The organism is Neobacillus sp. C211, assembly GCF_051842875.1.
GTDB lineage: Bacteria > Bacillota > Bacilli > Bacillales > Cytobacillaceae > Neobacillus.
Window position 1 is genome coordinate 1 of sequence record NZ_JBPXRO010000110.1, and the last position, 647, is coordinate 647.

Annotated in this window: 1 protein-coding gene and 1 pseudogene; both read left to right on the plus strand. The window is 32.8% G+C overall.

Annotation, left to right across the window (positions count from 1 at the left end; all coding sequences use genetic code 11):
* A pseudogene (gene murB, locus ACSU6B_RS29285) lies at positions 1 to 172 on the plus strand (UDP-N-acetylmuramate dehydrogenase); the annotation flags it as partial.
* 34 nt (positions 173 to 206) lie between these two features.
* A partial coding sequence (locus ACSU6B_RS29290) for a flavin reductase family protein (RefSeq protein WP_410889967.1) occupies positions 207 to 647 on the plus strand: 441 nt, incomplete at its 3' end.

The following is a 647-nucleotide window of genomic DNA, read 5'->3' on the forward strand; positions in this document are numbered from 1 at the left end:
TAAACGGATTGGTGGTGCGGAAGTTTCAACGAAGCATGCTGGATTTATTGTGAATGTAAATCATGCAATATCAACAGATTATCTAAAATTAATCCAGTATATCCAGGAAACTGTGAAAAGTAAATTTAATGTTGAAATGGAAACAGAAGTTAAAATTATTGGTGAGGAGTAGCTCTTTTTATAATTTTATGAAAGGTTTGTTTAATATGGAACACAGTGCGAGGATATCGCTTTTTAAAGAAGTAATGGGAAATTATCCTACTGATGTAACAGTCGTAACAACAGTTGATGAACACCGCATTCCTTTAGGACTTACAGTCAATTCATTTGCATCAGTATCAATAGACCCTTTACTTGTCTTATGGTCTATTGATAAAAGGGGATCATCTTATAAGTCTTTTATTAAAACTGATAAATTTGCGGTACATGTATTATCTAGTGATCAGAGTGAAATCTGTAATTTATTTGCAAGTAAAGGGATTGACCGATTTAAAAATTGTGAATGGACCCTATCAGAATACAATCTGCCAATTATTTTGGGAGCTGCGGGAGTTTTACAATGTAAAACTGCAAAAAGGATTGAAGCAGGTGATCATACTATTTTAATTGGTGAAGTAGTGGATACTCAAAATGAAAATAAAGAACTG